The organism is Mesorhizobium sp. WSM4829, assembly GCF_055811475.1.
In genome coordinates, this window is record NZ_JBVVQJ010000008.1 from 65,482 (window position 1) to 82,342 (window position 16,861).

Here is a 16,861-nt window from a genome sequence, read left to right on the forward strand (position 1 = left end):
AGCTGAAGCGCACCATCGGGGCATCGGGCGGCTCGGGCATTGGCGCGGCGCGCCGACAAAGAGCCTCTGGCAGAAGCTGATCAGACTCTTAAGCCTTGAAATTGCCACCGCCTTGGGCTTCAACGCAAGCCATGTTTGAGGGGACATTGCGACTTTTCCTGATCTGGCTCGCAGCCGCACTGTTGATGGTGCCGGTGTCGCTTGCCGTCGCGCAGGATGCGGACGGCCTCGGTGATCTGAAACTTCCCGGAATGTCGAACTATGCGCCCCCGAAAAGCGATGCACCGCTGGCAGCGGCGAGCAGCGGGGCGATCACGCTGTCGGCGCAATTGACCGACAAGGGCGCCGACATCACACGCGGCATCGTCTGGCGCGTCTTCAAGCCTGACGCCACCGGCGACGGCAAGCTGCCGATGGTCGCTTCCGCCCATGGCGGCAGCGCGGTGTTCCAGCTCGAGCCCGGCAGCTATCTGGTCCACGCCTCTTACGGCCGGGCCGGAGCCACCAAGCGCATCACCGTCGGCAAGGACGCCAAGCGCGAAAGCCTCGTGCTCGATGCCGGCGGACTCAAGCTCGACGCCGTGCTGTCAGGCGGGGTGCGCATACCGCCGAAGAAATTGCGCTTTTCGATCTATGAAGGCCAGGCCGAGGCCAATCACGATCGCGCCCTGATCATACCCGACGTCGAGCCGAACAGCGTCGTGCGGCTGAACGCGGGCGTCTATCATGTCGTCTCGACCTATGGCTCGGTGAATGCGGTCATCCGCTCCGACATCCGCGTCGAGGCCGGCAAGCTGACCGAAGCGGCCGTCGAGCATCGTGCGGCGGAGATGACCATGAAGCTGGTGCGCGAGCCGGGTGGAGAGGCGATCGCCGACACCTCCTGGTCGTTGCTCAACGAATCCGGCGATCCCATCCAGGAAACCGTCGGCGCCTTTGCTTCGATGGTGCTTGCCGAGGGCGACTACACAATCATCGCCAAGAACCGCGACCGCATCTACCAGAAAGATTTTACGGTCGTGGCCGGGCAGAACCAGGAAATCCAGGTTTTGGCCACGGAGGCCTCGGCGATCGATCCTCAGGAAGGCGCGGACTAGACGTCCGAACCCTGTGCGGGAACCGGTCCAGCAGCGTATGATTGATTGCCGATCAAGCCGCGTTGCGCATGCGTTGCGGCAGAAACTGGCCGCGGCCGCGCGGTTCCGCCGGAGCCAGATCGAAGACAGCCCGGTAAAGCCGCTCGAGCAAAGCCTTGCGGTCGCCCACCTGCTCCAGTTCGTCCCATCCCAGCACGTCGCCGACGCGCACGTCGATCGATTTGCCGGACAGCCGACCGAATTCGTGGATGAGCAGCGAAGTACGCAGCGTCAGCGAAGCCCTGCCGACGAACTTCGCGACGCGCCCGTCACGCTCGGCCAGGTTCATGGGTCCGCTGACCAGGTGGAACAGCCGCCCGTTCTGGCCGGAAAAGTGCATTGGGACAACCGACGCCTTGGCATCCCTAACGAGACGGGCCGGAAACATCTTCCACGGCAGGTCGCGCGCCCGGCCAAAACCTTTCGGCGCGGTGGCGACGCCGCCCGCGGGGAAGACGACGATGATGACGCCGTCTTTCAGCAGCCGCACCGCCTCATGGCGCACCGCCATGTTGTTCCTGAGCGCGTCCTTGGTCTCGGAAAAGTCGATCGGCAGCGAATAGGGCTCCATCTCGCGGATCTTGAGCAGATCCTTGTGGATCATGACACGGAACGGGCGCTGAAGCTGCTCGGCCAGCGACAGCACCGCAATGCCGTCGCCGATGCCGAACGGGTGGTTGGCGACGATCACCAGCGGCGTGTCAGGCAATTTTTCCGGCGGCCATTGGCCGGTGGTCCGCACCCTGACATCGATCAGCTCCAGCATGCGGCTGAACACGTGCTCGCCGGTCGGTACCACATGGCGGCGCCAAAAGTCATAGAGCGCCGCGAAGCGGTCGCGGCCGGACAGGCCTTCGATGGAGTGGATGAACCAGCGCGTCAATGTCGGCTGATGCGGGCTGGCATAGGAGAGCTCGGGAAACGGTCTTTCGCGCATCTTCAGCTTGAGCATGAGGCTCGTTACTAGGCTGGCGTGACAAGCGTATGAAATGGGTGCAGGTGAAAAGGCGGCGGATCGCTCCACCGCCATTTCGTCGACAATCCAGCTGAACTCAGGCCGCTCGTTTGCGCTTGCGGTCGGGCGTCACCGCCTCTTCGGCAAGCATCGCCACCGCCTGGCCAAGGCCAAGCGACTCCTGGTCGCGCGAGCCGAGCCGGCGGATGTTGACGGTCTCTTCCTCCGCCTCGCGCTTGCCGCAGACGAGGATGACCGGAACCTTGGCCAGGCTGTGCTCGCGGACCTTGTAGTTGATCTTCTCGTTGCGAAGATCGGCTTCCGCCAACAGTCCGGCCGCCTTCAGCTGCGCGACGACCTTTTGCGCGTAGTCGTCGGCATCGGAGGTAATCGTTGCAACCACCACTTGCAGCGGCGCGAACCACAGCGGGAAATGGCCGGAATAGTTCTCGATCAGGATGCCGAGGAAGCGCTCCATCGAACCGCAGATGGCGCGATGCACCATCACCGGCTGCTTTTTTTCCGAATCCGAGCCGATGTAGAAGGCGCCGAACCGTTCCGGCAGGTTGAAATCGACCTGCGTGGTCCCGCATTGCCAATCGCGGCCGATGGCATCCTTCAGCACATATTCGAATTTTGGCCCGTAGAACGTGCCCTCGCCCGGATTGACGCCGGTCTTGATCCGGTTGCCCGACCGCGCTGCGATCTTGTCGAGCACGTCCTGCAGCACGCCCTCGGCATGATCCCACATAGCGTCGGTGCCGACCCGTTTTTCGGGACGCGTCGCCAGCTTGACGGTGATTTCGTCGAAGCCGAAATCGGCATAGGTCGACAGGATCAGGTCGTTGATCTTGATGCACTCGTCGGCGAGCTGTTCCTCGGTGCAGAAGATGTGGGCATCGTCCTGGGTAAAGCCGCGCACGCGCATCAGCCCATGCAGCGCGCCGGACGGCTCATAGCGATGCACATTGCCGAATTCCGCAAGTTTTACCGGCAGATCGCGGTAGGACTTCAGGCCGTGCTTGAAGATCTGGACGTGGCCGGGGCAGTTCATCGGCTTCAGTGCAAACATCCGGTCGTCGTCGGTGTCGTCGCCGGCAACCGTCACCTTGAACATGTTGTCCCGGTACCAGCCCCAGTGACCTGACGTCTCCCACAGACTCTTGTCGAGCACTTGCGGCGCGTTGACTTCCTGATAGCCCTGCTCGTCGAGGCGGCGGCGCATGTAGTTGACCAGGTTCTGGAACAGTCTCCAGCCCTTGGCATGCCAAAAGACGACGCCCGGCCCCTCCTCCTGGAAATGGAACAGGTCCATCTCGCGGCCGAGCTTCCTGTGGTCGCGCTTTTCGGCTTCCTCCAGCATGGTCTGATAGGCATCGAGCTGCGCCTGATCGGCCCAGGCCGTGCCATAGATGCGGGTCAGCATCGGGTTGCTCGAATCGCCGCGCCAATAGGCGCCGGCCACCTTCATCAGCTTGAAGGCGCTGCCGATCTGTCCGGTCGAGACCATATGCGGGCCGCGGCAGAGGTCGAACCAATCGCCCTGCGCATAGATTTTTAGGTCCTGATCTTCGGGAATGGCGTCGATCAGTTCCAGCTTGTAGCGCTCGCCCTTGTCGGCGAAGATCTTCTTCGCCTTCTCGCGCGACCAGACCTCTTTGGTGAACGGCTTGTTACGCGCGATGATCTCGCGCATCTTCTTCTCGATCACCGGGAAATCGTCGGGCGTGAACGGCTCGGTGCGGGCAAAATCATAGTAGAAGCCGTTCTCGATCACCGGGCCGATGGTCACCTGCGTGCCCGGCCACAATTCCTGCACGGCTTCGGCCAGCACGTGCGCTGCGTCATGACGGATGAGCTCCAGTGCGCGCGGGTCTTCGCGGGTGATGATCTCGACCTTGCCGGACTTGCCGAGCGGGTCGGAAAGATCGCGCACTACGCCATCGATCGAGTAGGCGACCGCCTTCCTGGCCAGCGACTTCGAGATCGATTCCGCCAGGCCGGCGCCGGTCATCGCCGCTTCGTAGTCGCGGACGGAGCCATCGGGAAATGTCAGGGAAACGGCATTCAGCATAAAATTCTCCTATCCAGTCCCGCAAACGAGCGCGGGTGGTGAAATGCATGTCGCCCAAAAGTGTGCAGCGGTTTTTGCCGACGACATGCATAAAGTAAAAAGCCGGATGCGTCCGGCGGCAGTCTTTTATGGGCAGATTTTCGTGCCGTAAAGGCGAATGGCCGATCACTTGCTGTTGTTGATGAGATTCGGCAGCTCTTTCAGGAACATCGCCCGCGCCTGAGGCCCCTTCGGCGTATCGGAACGTTTCGTATCGATTACCAGGCGGGCAAAGACGATGCTGCGCGCATCCTTGTTCGCCCAGCCGACAAACCAGCCAAGCGAGCGCCAGCCAAGCGGGCCCTTGTCGGCGCTGTCGCCAAGCCTGGTGGTCCCGGTCTTGCCCTGCACCGTCCAGCCACCTGACCGGAAGGTCGGCAAGATCGCTTTGGTCATCGCGTGGGCTTTGGCCGAAACCGGCAGTTCGCCGGCAAGCAGCCGGCGCATGAAATTCACCTGTTCGACCGGCGATATCTCAAGGGAAGAATTCACCCAGGACCGGGTGAGGCCATCATTCTTGCCGGCATTGCCGGCAACATCGGTGTTGCCGTAGTCGAATTTCGAGACATAGCCGGCAAACCGCTCGTTGCCGAGCCGGCGGGTGATTTCCTGCGAAAACCACAGCACCGAGTCTTTTTCCCAGATCGTCGGGTCGACGGTTTTCTGATCCCGCTTTGCCGCCTTGAACTCGGGCTTGTAGTCCCAGGCCGGCGTGTGCTCGTCGCTCAGGATTCCCGCGTCATAGCCGATCAGGGCCAAGGCGACCTTGAAAGTCGAGGCGGGACTGAAGCGTTGGTCGCAGACCCCGTCCCGATACAGCGTTTCACCGCTTGCAGCATCCAGGATCAGCGTGCATTCGACCTCCCCCAGCGGCGCCGATTGTGCGCGGATCGGAAAACCAAAAAGCCAGGCCAGAAGGTAGATAACCAAGGCGAAAACGAATGGACGGCGGTCTATCTGGCGCATTGGCAATCTCTCCTGATGGCGATCAGGAGCGGCTTAGCGAGGCGTCTTGTCTCGATTTTGTCTTAAATGCGCAACGTGCGGTTAACCCTAGCAAATCGTAAAGATCCTGCTCTGGTTGCAGAGCTTACGTCCCACCGGCATCGGTTTCCGGATCACTGCGCTTTTTCCCGATCCGCCAGTACCGCCAGGGTGTGAACCAGACATAGCGCTCGGCCAGCACCTCCGGCACAAGGTCGATGCCATGCGTTCCGCCCGGCCCGCAGCGCAGCACGCGGAAAAACCCCATCCAGCCGCCGGCCCATAGCCCATGGCGGGCGATCGCTTCGTGCGCGTATTCGGAACAGGTCGGCAAATGCCGGCAGGAATTGCCGACAAAGCCGGACAGCGTCAGCTGGTAGAAGCGCACGAGTGAGGTGCCGAGGATTCGGCCGGGCGTCTTGCGCCAGGGGCCCGGCCAGTTGCGTGTATATCGCGGCCTCTGATGCGTGTGATCCGTCGCCATTTGACGGCTACGCCGCCTGTTCGGCGCGCTTCTTCTCGATCTGGCCGATCGCGTCGACCACCGCATCGAAGGTCAGCATGGTCGAGGCATGGCGCGCCTTGTAGTCGCGCACCGGCTCGAGGTATCTGAGATCGGCGAAGCGGCCTTGCGGCGGTGCGCCGTTTTCCTTCAGCATCTTCAGCATCGTCTCGCGAACGCTGCGCAACTCATCCGCGCTGGCGCCGACGACATGCTGCGCCATGATTGAGGACGACGCCTGGCCAAGCGCGCAGGCTTTGACGTCATGGGCGAAATCGGTGACGATACCGTCATCCATCTTCAGATCGACGGTCACCGTCGAGCCGCACAGCTTGGAGTGCGCGCGCGCGGTTGCATCGGGATGGTCGAGCCGGCCGATCCGCGCGATATTCCCGGCAAATCCCAGAATTTTCGCATTGTAGACGTCGTCGATCATATTTTTCCAATCCGTCGCCGCCGAGCGAACAGCGATTGCCGCAGACGGCCTTCCTTTCGCTCGCAACGATCATATATAATGCTGGTACTCGGGTATGGACAAGGCGACCAACGACCGCGTCCCTGCTCAATTCACTTCACGCCGCTTACGGGCTGGAAACAGGGCACGTTTCTAACACCCGAAAGGTCGTGGTCCGTTCAACTCGTTCCTCCTGAGAGGGGAACTACGGGAGACGCCTTTATGGATGCCGTCATCAAGAAATTCATGCCCCCTTCCGCCTATATGGAAAAGCCGGTCACCGATCGGCCGACCGAAGCCGAAGCCGAGGCCGCGGTGCGCACGCTGTTGCGCTGGACCGGCGACAATCCGGACCGGGAGGGCCTGGTCGATACGCCAAAGCGTGTGGTGAAGGCCTATCGCGAAATGTTCGGCGGTTACGACAAATGCCCGGCCGAAGAACTCGGCCGCACCTTCGAGGAGGTCGCCGGCTATGACGATCTTGTACTCGTCAAGGATATAACCTTCCATTCGCATTGCGAGCACCACATGGTGCCGATCATCGGCAAGGCGCATGTCGGCTATCTGCCGGACGGCAAGGTCGTCGGCCTGTCCAAGATCGCCCGCGTCGTCGATATCTTTGCCCAGCGCCTGCAGACCCAGGAAGCGATGACCGCACAGATCGCCGGCGTCATCCAGGATGTGCTCAATCCCCGCGGCGTCGCCGTCATGCTCGAAGCCGAGCATATGTGCATGGCCATGCGCGGCATTCGCAAGGAAGGCTCGACGACGCTGACCTCGACCTTCACCGGCGTCTTCAAGGACACGCCCGAGGAACAGGTCCGTTTCGTCACCATGGTGCGCGGCGGCAGGGGCTGAACGAGCCTCGCCGGCCGCCAGCCGTGGTCGCGAGAAATGAGAACCGGTTCTCGGATCAGATCATGGCCAAACAACAAGACAGAGCCTCGCCCATTCCGATCCTTTCGGACTGGGCGAGGTTCTGAACAAGGACCGGCGATGTCGGCAGTGGAATTTCCGAAAGCTCCATCAGACAAGAAAACACTGGAAGAAAGCACGGTCTTTTCGCCGCGCTTCGATGCCGGCGGCCTGATCACGGTCGTCGTCACCGATGCCGAAGACGGCATGCTGCTGATGGTCGCGCATATGAACGCCGAGGCGCTGGCGCTGACGCTGGAAACCGGCATCGCCCACTACTGGTCGCGCTCGCGCAGCGCTCTGTGGAAGAAGGGCGAAACATCCGGGAATGTCCAGAAAATCGTCGAGATCCTCACGGATTGTGACCAGGACGCAATATGGCTGCGCGTCAAAGTGATGGGCCACGACGCAACCTGCCACACCGGCCGGCGTTCCTGCTTTTATCGGACGGTGGGACTGATCGACGGCAAGGGGACGCTTGCCAGCGATGGCAGCAAGCCGCTGTTCGATGCGCAAGAAACGTATCGAAAGCCTCATGAACCATCTATTTGAACCATTCGCCGAACTGCAATCACGTATATTCATGATTTCGATACGGCCTGCCGATAATTTAGCCGCGGGACAAGGGAGATTGTGATGCTCGAATGGGCGTCATTGCATAACAGACCAGACGTTCGGGAGGCCAATGGCCTGTCATCGTCCGCCGGTGCATTCGAAAAGAGCCCCGCCGGGAAAACAGGCATTTCGCTGGCATTGGGCGGCGGCTGCGCGCGTGGCTGGGCCCATATCGGCGTGCTGCGCGCGCTCGACGAAGCCGGCATCGAAGTGACGATGATCGCCGGCACCTCGATCGGCGCGCTGGTCGGCGGCTGCTACCTTGCCGGCAAGCTGGATGAGCTGGAAGAATTCGCCAGAAGCCTGACCAAGCGGCGCATTTTTGGTCTTCTCGATCTCAACCTGCGCGGCAGCGGACTGTTCGGTGGCATGAAGCTCGATGCACGGCTGCGCGAGCACATGGCCGGCATCCGTTTCGAGGATCTGCCAAAACCTTTCGTCTGCGTCACCACGGAGATCCGCACCGGCCATGAAATCTGGCTGTCGGGCGGCTCGCTGATCACCGCCATGCGCGCCTCCTACGCCCTGCCCGGCGTGTTCGAACCGGTCAGTTGCAACGGGCGCGTGCTGGTCGACGGCGCGCTGGTCAATCCGGTCCCAGTCTCGGTCTGCCGCGCCTACGAGCAGCCGCTCGTGGTCGCGGTGAACCTTCACTACGATCTGTTCGGCCGCGCCGCCGTCATCAAGCACAGCGCCGGCGAACTGGTCGTCGAGAAGGACGCGCCAAGGCCCGGCCTGATCGACACAGGGCATCAGTACCAGACACGGCTCGGCATCACCGGGGTTATGGTCGAAGCCTTCAACATCATCCAGGATCGCATTTCGCGGGCGCGTCTTGCCGGCGACCCGCCTGATATGTCGCTGCAGCCAAAACTCAGCCATATCGGCCTGACCGAATTCCATCGCGCCGACGAGGCGATCCGCATCGGCTACCAGGTGACGATGGCGCAGATCGACGAGTTGGCCCGCCTGCAGGCGGTTCTCGCCTGAAGCGCGACCCGAACTGAAGGTCCGCGCAGAAAACGGAAGCTATCCTCAGGCGCGCGCGGCATCGACGATGCGGAACTGCACCGTGCGGTTGCCGTTCCAGTGATTGCCCGACAGCGAACCGGCGACATGCACCGGCTTGCCCCTGTTCTTGAACAAGAATTCGCCGAGCGCCGTATCGACGGCGCGAAACGCGATCGCCTGGATGCGGCCGCCGCTTTCCGACTGCAACTCGGCGCGGATGTGATTGGTGCCGACCGGCCTTGCATCGGCAAGGCGATGGCGCGGCAGCGCGAAGACCGGTGCGACATGCCCGGCGCCGAACGGGCCGGCTTTCTCCAGTGCATCGAGCAGGCCAAGCGTCGCGCCTTCGGCGGCGAGCGCGCCGTCGATCGCCAGGCTTTCCTCGCCTTGCAGCCGGAACACCTCGGCCGCCGCTCGTTCCTCGAAGAAGGCCCTGAGCGCGCCAAGTTTCGCCCGCTCCACCGTGATGCCGGCCGCCATGCCATGGCCGCCGCCCTTGACGATCAGCCCGGCAATGGCCGCCTCGCGCACCAGCCGGCCAAGATCGAAGCCCGACACCGAACGGCCGGACCCGGTGCCGACACCATTGGCGTTGAAGGCGATGGCGAAAGCCGGCCGGCGCGCATGGTCCTTGAGCCGCGAGGCCAGCAGGCCGACGATGCCCGGATGCCAGTTGGAGCTCGCGGTGACGACGATGGCCGGGCCATTGCCGCCGGCAAGCTCGGCATCGGCCTCGACGCGCGCCGCGGCCAGCATTTCCAGTTCCATCTGCTGCCGCTCCTGATTGAGCCGGTCCAGCGTCTCGGCGATGGTGCGGGCCTCGACGGGATCGTCGGTGGCGAGCATGCGGCTGCCGAGTGCTGCGTCGCCGATGCGCCCACCGGCATTGATGCGCGGGCCGATCAGATAGGCCAGATGAAAGGTGCTGACCGGCTCGCCGATGCGCGAGACCCGCGCCAACGCCGCCAATCCTTCGTTCCTCTGCTGGCGTGCGATCTGCAGTCCCTTGACCACGAAGGCGCGGTTGACGCCGGTCAGCGGCACCACGTCGCAAACGGTGGCCAGCGCAACGAGGTCGAGCAAGCCGAGCAGGTCCGGCGGTGCGGCATCGGGCAACCGGCCGCGCAGGATTCTCGCCGTCTGCACCAGCGCCAGGAAGACGACGCCGGCGGCACAAAGATGGCCCTGCCCCGAAAGGTCGTCCTCGCGATTGGGATTGACGACCGCAACCGCTGCCGGCAACGGACCGCCGAGCTGGTGGTGGTCGAGCACCACGACATCGGCGCCGGCAGCGTTCGCCGCGTCGACGGATACGGCGCTGTTGGTACCGCAATCGACGGTGACGATCAGCGTCGCGCCGCGCGAGACGAGTTCGCGCATCGCTTCCGGATTGGGGCCGTATCCTTCGAAGATACGATCCGGTATGTAGATCTCCGCAGGCACCGAGAAATGCGTGAGGAACCGCTTGAGCAGCGCCGACGAGGCGGCGCCGTCGACATCGTAGTCGCCGAAGATCGCCACCTTTTCCCTGGCAACGACTGCCCCGGCGATGCGGGCGGCGGCCTTGTCCATGTCGGTCAGCGACGCCGGGTCCGGCAAAAGATCGCGGATGGTCGGATCCAGGAACCGCTCGGTCTGCTCGGCGGTCACGCCGCGCCCGGCAAGCACGCGCGCAACGATGTCCGGCACGCCATAGCCTTGCGCTATGGCAAGCGCGGTCATGTCCTGCCGCTCGGTCAACCGGTGCTCCCAGGAAACACCTGATGCCGACTGCCTGACATCGAGGAAGATACGGTTTTCGCCCGTCATGCGACGCGCCGTCTGCGGATTGTCATTTCTCACAATATGCGACGGCCACCCGAGTCGGGAATCAAAACCTTTTCCAGATCCTGGTGCCTGGCCTTGATCTCGCGCACGGTGCGCGACGACGAGCGCAGCACGATCGTATGCGTTGTGATAAAATTGCGGCCGAACTTGACGCCGGCCAGCATGTTGCCGTCGGTCACGCCGGTTGCTGCGAACAGCACGTCGCCGCGCGCCATGTCCTGCGCGCGGTAGACCCGCTTCGGATCCAAAATGCCCATCTTCGCCGCGCGCGCCAGCTTTTGCGGCGTGTCGAGGATCAGCCTTCCCTGCATCTGGCCGCCGGTGCAGCGCAACGCTGCCGCCGCCAGCACACCCTCCGGCGCGCCGCCGGTGCCGAGATAGATGTCGATGCCGGTTTCGTCCGGATCGGTGGTATGGATGACGCCGGCGACGTCACCATCGCCGATCAGCCGGATCGCAGCGCCCGTGGCGCGCACCGCCTCGATCAGCGCGCCATGGCGCGGCCGGTCGAGGATGCAGGCGGTGATCTCCGACACCGCCACGCCCTTGGCCCTGGCCAGGCTGGCGATGTTTTCGGCTGGCGCGGCATCGATGTCGATGACGCCGTCCGCATAACCCGGGCCAATGGCGATCTTGTCCATATAGACGTCGGGCGCGAACAGAAGGCTGCCCTTTTCCGCAATGGCGATGACCGCCAGTGCATTGGGCAGGTTCTTGGCGCAGATCGTCGTGCCTTCGAGCGGATCGAGCGCAATATCGACCGCCGGGCCCTTGCCGGAACCGACCTCTTCGCCGATATAGAGCATCGGCGCCTCGTCGCGCTCGCCTTCGCCGATCACCACCGTGCCGTTGATGGCGAGGCGGTTGAGCTCTTCGCGCATCGCGTCGACCGCGACCTGGTCGGCGGCCTTTTCGTCGCCGCGTCCGCGCAATCTGGCTGCCGCTACGGCGGCGCGTTCGGTGACACGCACCAGTTCCATGGTGAGTATCCGGTCAAGGCCGGCGACGATGTTCTGGGCAACGTTCATCGGTGGACAATCCTCGTTGGCACATTGCCTCCCGCCAGAGGCGCGCCGGTTGTGTCAAAGCTCCATGACAACAGCAAGACCTCTGCGGGCCTTTTTTGAAAACACAACGATATCAATCGATTGAAGGAGAAGAGCGATATGCCTATTCCGCCCGCTCGATGCGGATGACCTGCGGCTTGTCGGTCAGATGATCGTCCCTGGTGATGCCGTCGACGGCCTTGCGGACCGCCGCTTCCGTCGTCTCGTGGGTGACGAGGATCACTGTCTTCTGCAAGGCGGTATCCGGCCCGGCGGCGTGCTGCACGATCGATTCCAGCGAAATCTCGTTGTCGGCCATGCGCTTGGCGATGGCGGCAAAGACCCCGATGCGGTCATGCACGGTCAGCCGGATGAAATAGCCGCCCGCATGGCTGCGCATCTGCGCCTTCTTGTACGGCCGCAATTCCTTCGCCGGCAGGCCGAACACCGGACCGTGCTGGAAGCCGGGCCGGCTCTTGGCGATGTCGGCAATGTCGCCGACCACCGCCGATGCGGTGGCGTTGCCGCCGGCACCCGGACCGGAGAGCAAAAGCTCGCCAAGGATATCGGTTTCGATGGCCACCGCATTGGTGACGCCGTGCACCTGCGCGATGACCGAGGCCGTCGGCACCATGGTCGGGTGCACGCGCTGTTCGATACCGCTTTCCGTGCGCTGCGCGACGCCGAGCAGCTTTATCCGGTAGCCGAGATCGCCGGCCGCGCGGATGTCGGCCTGGCTGATGTTGGAAATGCCTTCCATGTAGATGTCGTTGGCGGCAATCCTCGTGCCGAAGGCAAGGCTGGTCAGGATCGACAGCTTGTGCGCGGTATCGTGGCCCTCGATGTCGAAGGTCGGGTCGGCCTCGGCATAGCCCAGCCGCTGCGCATCTTTCAGGCATTCGTCGAACGACAGGCCCTCGGCTTCCATGCGGGTCAGGATGTAGTTGCAGGTGCCGTTGAGGATGCCGAAGACGCGGGTCACCGAATTGCCGGCCATCGCCTCGCGCATCGTCTTGATGACCGGAATGCCGCCCGCCACCGCCGCCTCGTAATTGAGCAGTACGCCCTTCTTCTCGGCGGTCTCGGCCAGCGCCACGCCATGTTTGGCAAGCAGCGCCTTGTTGGCGGTGACGACGTGGCGGCCGGCTTCAAGCGCCGCTTTCACGGATGAATGCGACGGCCCCTCGTCGCCGCCGATCAGTTCGACGAAGACATCGATCTCGGCGGTCTGCGCCATTCTTACCGGATCGTCGAACCACTTGGCCGCGCCGAGATCGACGCCGCGGTCGCGGTTGCGATCGCGGGCCGAAACGGCCGACACGACGACCTCGCGGCCGCATTGCCGAGTCAGTTCCGCCGCCTTGTCGCGCAGCACGCGCGCCACCGAAGCGCCGACAGTGCCGAGACCGGCGATTCCAACACGCAACGCTTCAGCCATGTCCGGCGACGCCCCTCAAGAATTTGGTCGATGTGATCTGTGGCAACTCAACGATGCGCGGCGAGCGGCACCACATTGTTGGGCTGTTTGGCGCTGGACGCCAGGAAGCGCTTGATGTTGCGCGCCGCCTGCCGGATCCGGTGCTCGTTCTCGACCAGCGCGATGCGCACATGGTCGTCGCCATGCTCGCCGAAGCCGACGCCCGGCGCCACCGCCACGTCGGCGTGCTCGATCAGAAGCTTGGAGAATTCGAGCGAGCCGAGATGCTTGAACGGCTCCGGGATCGGCGCCCAGGCGAACATCGACGCCGCCGGCGCCGGGACGACCCAGCCGGCACGGCTGAAGGCGTCGACCATGACGTCGCGGCGCTTGTGGTAGATGTCGCGCACTTCGGCGATGTCGGCGCCGTCGCCGTTGAGCGCATGCGCCGCCGCCACCTGGATCGGCGTGAAGGCGCCGTAGTCGAGATAGGATTTCACCCGCGTCAGCGCCGAGATCAGCCGCTCGTTGCCGACGGCAAAACCCATGCGCCAGCCGGGCATCGAAAAGGTCTTCGACATCGAGGTGAACTCGACCGCCACGTCGATCGCGCCCGGCACCTGCAGCACCGAGGGCGGCGGATTGCCGTCGAAATAGATTTCCGAATAGGCAAGGTCAGACAGGATGATGATGTCGTTCTTCTTGGCGAAGGCCACCACCTCCTTGTAGAAATCGAGCGAGGCGACCTGCGCCGTCGGGTTCGACGGATAATTGAGGATCAACGCCAGCGGCTTGGGGATCGAATGGCGGATGCCGCGCTCCAGCGCCGGAATGAAGCCGTCGTCCGGTTCCACCTGCAACGAGCGGATGACGCCGCCCGACATGATGAAGCCGAAAGCGTGGATCGGATAGGTCGGGTTTGGGCACAGGATCACGTCGCCGGGCGCAGTGATCGCCTGCGCCATATTGGCGAAGCCCTCCTTCGAGCCCAGCGTCGCCACCACTTGCGTGTCCGGGTCGAGTTTCACGCCGAAACGGCGGGCATAGTAATTGGCCTGGGCGCGGCGCAAGCCTGGAATGCCGCGCGACGATGAATAGCGATGCGTGCGCGGGTCGCGCACGACCTCGCACAATTTGTCGACGATGGCCTTGGGCGTCGGCAGGTCCGGATTGCCCATGCCAAGGTCGATGATGTCGGCGCCGCGCGATCGGGCACTGGCCTTCAGCCGGTTGACCTGCTCGAAGACGTAGGGCGGAAGCCGGCGGACCTTGTGAAATTCTTCCATGTCGTTTCCAGTGGTGGGTTCAATTCCAGACGGTCAAAGTGGTTTTGGCAAAGGTGCCCGTCGGTGGTGCTTGTCGGTCGCGCGATATAATCCTATTTGCAGGTAGGGTCGAGGGCGGGATCGCATTTGGCTTCGATCTGCTTCAGCGCATCGGCGCCGTGCTGCTTCGCCAATGTGTTCAGCGCCGCCGGGTTCGCGACCTTGACCGCGCCGCGCTTTGAGCCCTGCGCCTGTGCCTCCGCCTTCAACTGGGCGAGCTTGGCGTTCTTTTCCGCCTCGGTGAATTGCTCCGCCGCCGCCTGCGGCGGGATATTCAGGTTCGGATAGGTGCCGGTGTTCTTCGGCCCGTCGGTAGCCGCGACAGGCGTGGCGCCCTCGATGTTGGTGCTCGAACAGCCGGCGATCGCCAAAAAGACGACCGCCGCGCCTGTGCGGCAAAAACGACCGGTGCCAGAAAAAACAGTTTTGCCAGTATCAGTCGTCATATTGTTTCCCGGGCAGCCAAGATAGAGCACGTTGGACCCTGTTGGATGTGCCATGATACTATGTCAAGAAAACGCTTCGGGAGGAACCCCGCGAACCATGTCCAAAACACCCGATTCGGGCAAAGCGGAAGATGACCGGCCTTCGACCGTCGAGCAATATCTGGTCAAGGATCCGGAGCGCTTCGCCTTGAACATGGCCCGCATGATCGAGCAGGCCGGCAAGGCGGCTTCCGCATGGGCCGAGCCGCGCGAAAAAGGCGACGTGCGCGATCATGTCGCGGAGCCGGTCGTCGACATGGTGAAAACCTTCTCCAAGCTCAGCGAATACTGGCTTTCCGATCCGCAGCGCGCGCTGGAGGCGCAAACGCGGCTGTTCTCCGGCTACATGACCGTCTGGGCCAACTCCATCCAGCGCCTCAGCGACGGCGGCGAAGACGCCGAAGGCGCGTTCAAGCCCGAGCCCGGCGATAAGCGTTTCCAGGACCCGGAATGGGGCCGCAACGCTTTCTTCGATTTCCTCAAGCAGGCCTATCTCGTCACCTCGCGCTGGGCGAACGACCTGGTCGAACACGCCGATGGCCTGGACGAGCACACCCGCCACAAGGCCGGTTTCTACGTCAAGCAGGTGTCCAACGCCATTTCGCCGTCGAATTTCATCCTGACCAACCCGGAACTGTTTCGCGAGACCATCGCCTCGAATGGCGAAAACCTGGTGCGCGGCATGAAGATGCTGGCCGAGGACATCGCCGCCGGCAAGGGCGACCTGAAACTGAGGCAGGCCGACTATTCGTCCTTCGAGATCGGCAAGAACCTGGCCACGACACCCGGCAAGGTGGTGGGCCGCAGCGACGTCGCCGAGATCCTGCAATATGATCCGGCGACCGAGACCGTGCTCAAGCGGCCGCTGCTGATCTGTCCGCCATGGATCAACAAATTCTACATTCTCGATCTCAACCCGCAAAAATCCTTCATCCGCTGGGCGGTCGAGCAGGGCCACACCGTCTTCGTCATCTCCTGGATCAACCCGGACGAGCGGCACGGCACCAAGAGCTGGGAGGCCTATATCAGAGAGGGCCTGCAATACGGCCTGGACACGATCGAAAAGGCCACCGGCGAACAGGACGTCAACGCCGTCGGCTATTGCGTCGGCGGCACGTTGCTGGCAGCCGCCCTGGCGCTTTTGGCGCAGGAGGGCGACCACCGCATCAAATCGGCCACCTTCTTCACCACGCAGGTCGATTTCACCCATGCCGGCGACCTGAAAGTGTTCGTCGACGAGGAGCAGGTCGCGGCCGTCGAAAAGGCGATGAACGAGAAAGGCTATCTCGACGGCACCAAGATGGCGACCGCCTTCAACATGCTGCGCTCGGGCGACCTGATCTGGCCCTATGTCGTCAACAACTACATGCGCGGCAAGGATCCCCTGCCCTTCGACCTGCTCTACTGGAACGCCGATTCGACCCGCATGGCCGCAGCCAACCATTCCTTCTACCTGCGCAATTGCTATCTCGAGAACAGACTTTCGCAAGGCGAGATGGAACTGGCGGGCCGCGTGGTATCGCTGAAGGATGTCACCATCCCGGTCTACAACCTCGCCTCCAAGGAAGACCATATCGCGCCGGCGCTTTCGGTGTTCCTCGGTTCGAAATATTTCGGCGGCGAGGTCGACTACGTCCTGGCCGGCTCCGGCCACATCGCCGGCGTCGTCAATCCGCCGGCGGCGCAGAAATATCACTACTGGACCGGCGGCAAGCCAACCGGCGACTTCAACGAGTGGCTCGCCAAGGCCACCAACCATCCCGGCTCCTGGTGGTCGCACTGGCAACGCTGGATCGAGGCCAAGGAGGACGACACCCGCGTGCCGGCCCGCAAACCCGGCAAGCACATGAAAACCCTGGGCGATGCGCCAGGCACCTATGTCAAGGTGCGTGTGTAACCTTCTGTAATGTGTGGTGAGTTGACGCGCCGGTAAAAGAGGGCGAAATGGGTTCGTCAACCCTTAAGCACTCCCGATTCTTCTCTAGCCGTCGAAATACTCTGGGGCTTGCGGATTTGACACAGGTCTCGTTTCCGTTCGGGGACAAGGGTTTGTTGCGGCAAGACGTTTCGGTGCCG

The 16,861-nt window shown here is 63.1% G+C and carries 15 protein-coding genes; 5 read left to right on the plus strand and 10 right to left on the minus strand.

What is annotated here, in order from left to right; translation table 11 throughout:
* Positions 1–131 precede the first annotated feature (131 nt).
* Positions 132–1,097, plus strand: a complete 966-nt coding sequence (locus tag AC0L17_RS10205) for a hypothetical protein (RefSeq protein ID WP_128168969.1) — start codon at positions 132–134, stop codon at positions 1,095–1,097.
* Positions 1,098–1,149: 52 nt separating this feature from the next.
* Here the strand turns inward: AC0L17_RS10205 and AC0L17_RS10210 are convergent, their stop codons facing one another.
* From AC0L17_RS10210 to AC0L17_RS10230, 5 genes are all read right to left on the minus strand, one after another.
* A complete protein-coding gene (locus AC0L17_RS10210) occupies positions 1,150–2,088 on the minus strand; it encodes a lysophospholipid acyltransferase family protein (protein ID WP_473515730.1) in 939 nt (312 codons plus the stop codon).
* A gap of 100 nt (positions 2,089–2,188) precedes the next feature.
* Positions 2,189–4,165: a threonine--tRNA ligase gene (thrS, locus tag AC0L17_RS10215; RefSeq protein WP_473515731.1), complete on the minus strand. Its 1,977-nt coding sequence runs from the start codon at positions 4,163–4,165 to the stop codon at positions 2,189–2,191.
* Between the two features lie 165 nt (positions 4,166–4,330).
* Positions 4,331–5,170, minus strand: coding sequence for a class D beta-lactamase (blaOXA, locus tag AC0L17_RS10220; protein WP_473515732.1), 840 nt, complete (start codon positions 5,168–5,170; stop codon positions 4,331–4,333).
* Between the two features lie 124 nt (positions 5,171–5,294).
* On the minus strand, positions 5,295–5,672 hold the full coding sequence (gene yidD, locus AC0L17_RS10225) for a membrane protein insertion efficiency factor YidD (RefSeq protein WP_473515733.1): 378 nt from the start codon (positions 5,670–5,672) through the stop codon (positions 5,295–5,297).
* Between the two features lie 7 nt (positions 5,673–5,679).
* Complete coding sequence (locus AC0L17_RS10230) at positions 5,680–6,126, minus strand: iron-sulfur cluster assembly scaffold protein (protein ID WP_023801044.1); 447 nt, start codon at positions 6,124–6,126, stop codon at positions 5,680–5,682.
* Positions 6,127–6,366: 240 nt separating this feature from the next.
* On the opposite strand from AC0L17_RS10230, the gene folE reads away from it, so the two are divergent.
* From folE to AC0L17_RS10245, 3 genes are all read left to right on the plus strand, one after another.
* The gene (gene folE / locus AC0L17_RS10235) at positions 6,367–7,002 is read left to right on the plus strand and encodes a GTP cyclohydrolase I FolE (RefSeq protein ID WP_023801043.1); all 636 of its coding nucleotides are present in this window, start codon (positions 6,367–6,369) and stop codon (positions 7,000–7,002) included.
* Between the two features lie 138 nt (positions 7,003–7,140).
* On the plus strand, positions 7,141–7,611 hold the full coding sequence (gene hisI, locus AC0L17_RS10240; RefSeq protein ID WP_473515734.1) for a phosphoribosyl-AMP cyclohydrolase: 471 nt from the start codon (positions 7,141–7,143) through the stop codon (positions 7,609–7,611).
* Positions 7,612–7,695: 84 nt separating this feature from the next.
* On the plus strand, positions 7,696–8,664 hold the full coding sequence (locus AC0L17_RS10245; protein ID WP_473515735.1) for a patatin family protein: 969 nt from the start codon (positions 7,696–7,698) through the stop codon (positions 8,662–8,664).
* A gap of 45 nt (positions 8,665–8,709) precedes the next feature.
* Here AC0L17_RS10245 and recJ read toward each other — a convergent pair whose 3' ends face one another.
* From recJ to AC0L17_RS10270, 5 genes are all read right to left on the minus strand, one after another.
* Complete coding sequence (recJ, locus tag AC0L17_RS10250) at positions 8,710–10,494, minus strand: single-stranded-DNA-specific exonuclease RecJ (protein ID WP_473515736.1); 1,785 nt, start codon at positions 10,492–10,494, stop codon at positions 8,710–8,712.
* Positions 10,495–10,523: 29 nt separating this feature from the next.
* A complete protein-coding gene (glpX, locus tag AC0L17_RS10255; RefSeq protein WP_473515737.1) occupies positions 10,524–11,540 on the minus strand; it encodes a class II fructose-bisphosphatase in 1,017 nt (338 codons plus the stop codon).
* A 142-nt stretch (positions 11,541–11,682) separates the two neighbouring features.
* Positions 11,683–12,996: a homoserine dehydrogenase gene (locus tag AC0L17_RS10260; RefSeq protein ID WP_473515738.1), complete on the minus strand. Its 1,314-nt coding sequence runs from the start codon at positions 12,994–12,996 to the stop codon at positions 11,683–11,685.
* Between the two features lie 47 nt (positions 12,997–13,043).
* On the minus strand, positions 13,044–14,261 hold the full coding sequence (locus AC0L17_RS10265; protein WP_077383891.1) for an LL-diaminopimelate aminotransferase: 1,218 nt from the start codon (positions 14,259–14,261) through the stop codon (positions 13,044–13,046).
* A gap of 92 nt (positions 14,262–14,353) precedes the next feature.
* Positions 14,354–14,671, minus strand: a complete 318-nt coding sequence (locus tag AC0L17_RS10270; RefSeq protein WP_353682513.1) for a hypothetical protein — start codon at positions 14,669–14,671, stop codon at positions 14,354–14,356.
* Between the two features lie 172 nt (positions 14,672–14,843).
* Here AC0L17_RS10270 and phaC point away from each other — a divergent pair, with 172 nt between their 5' ends.
* Complete coding sequence (phaC, locus tag AC0L17_RS10275; RefSeq protein WP_473515739.1) at positions 14,844–16,682, plus strand: class I poly(R)-hydroxyalkanoic acid synthase; 1,839 nt, start codon at positions 14,844–14,846, stop codon at positions 16,680–16,682.
* Positions 16,683–16,861: the final 179 nt, after the last annotated feature.

Coding starts and splice junctions, on each gene's coding strand:
- AC0L17_RS10205 (WP_128168969.1), top strand. CDS start 132: ATGTTTGAGGGGACATTGCGACTTTTCCTGATCTGGCTCGCAGCCGCA.
- AC0L17_RS10210 (WP_473515730.1), bottom strand. CDS start 2,088: ATGCTCAAGCTGAAGATGCGCGAAAGACCGTTTCCCGAGCTCTCCTAT.
- thrS (WP_473515731.1), bottom strand. CDS start 4,165: ATGCTGAATGCCGTTTCCCTGACATTTCCCGATGGCTCCGTCCGCGAC.
- blaOXA (WP_473515732.1), bottom strand. CDS start 5,170: ATGCGCCAGATAGACCGCCGTCCATTCGTTTTCGCCTTGGTTATCTAC.
- yidD (WP_473515733.1), bottom strand. CDS start 5,672: ATGGCGACGGATCACACGCATCAGAGGCCGCGATATACACGCAACTGG.
- AC0L17_RS10230 (WP_023801044.1), bottom strand. CDS start 6,126: ATGATCGACGACGTCTACAATGCGAAAATTCTGGGATTTGCCGGGAAT.
- folE (WP_023801043.1), top strand. CDS start 6,367: ATGGATGCCGTCATCAAGAAATTCATGCCCCCTTCCGCCTATATGGAA.
- hisI (WP_473515734.1), top strand. CDS start 7,141: ATGTCGGCAGTGGAATTTCCGAAAGCTCCATCAGACAAGAAAACACTG.
- AC0L17_RS10245 (WP_473515735.1), top strand. CDS start 7,696: ATGCTCGAATGGGCGTCATTGCATAACAGACCAGACGTTCGGGAGGCC.
- recJ (WP_473515736.1), bottom strand. CDS start 10,494: ATGACGGGCGAAAACCGTATCTTCCTCGATGTCAGGCAGTCGGCATCA.
- glpX (WP_473515737.1), bottom strand. CDS start 11,540: ATGAACGTTGCCCAGAACATCGTCGCCGGCCTTGACCGGATACTCACC.
- AC0L17_RS10260 (WP_473515738.1), bottom strand. CDS start 12,996: ATGGCTGAAGCGTTGCGTGTTGGAATCGCCGGTCTCGGCACTGTCGGC.
- AC0L17_RS10265 (WP_077383891.1), bottom strand. CDS start 14,261: ATGGAAGAATTTCACAAGGTCCGCCGGCTTCCGCCCTACGTCTTCGAG.
- phaC (WP_473515739.1), top strand. CDS start 14,844: ATGTCCAAAACACCCGATTCGGGCAAAGCGGAAGATGACCGGCCTTCG.